Origin of the sequence: Paraburkholderia sp. EG304 (assembly GCF_046543485.1) — a bacterium.
In the GTDB taxonomy this organism is placed as follows: Bacteria; Pseudomonadota; Gammaproteobacteria; order Burkholderiales; family Burkholderiaceae; genus Paraburkholderia; species Paraburkholderia youngii.
On the sequence record NZ_JBKGUA010000409.1, the window covers coordinates 1 to 308 of the forward strand.

Annotated in this window: 1 protein-coding gene; it reads left to right on the forward strand. The window is 71.1% G+C overall.

Annotated features, from left to right (window positions below; all coding sequences use genetic code 11):
* On the forward strand, positions 1-308 hold a 308-nt coding region (locus ACLFKU_RS44510; RefSeq protein ID WP_410853488.1), incomplete at both ends, for a hypothetical protein.

Here is a 308-nt window from a genome sequence, read left to right on the forward strand (position 1 = left end):
AGGTGGCCGAAGGCGTCTCAGCGGATCGGGTCTGCGGCTACATGCAGCACACGCTCGAGCAGCTGGCGGAGGCGCTGGAGCGGGCGCCGCACACGCCGGTGCGGGAGCTGGACATCCTGCCGGGCGCCGAGCGGGCGTACCTGCTGGAGGAGCTGAACCGGACGGCGGCGGCGTATCCGTCGGAGCAGTGCATCCACGAACTGTTCGAGGCGCAGGTCGCCAAGGCGCCGGAGGCGGTGGCGGTGGTCTGTGCGGAGGAGCGCGTGAGCTATGGCGAGCTCAATGCGCGGGCCAACCGTCTGGCGCAT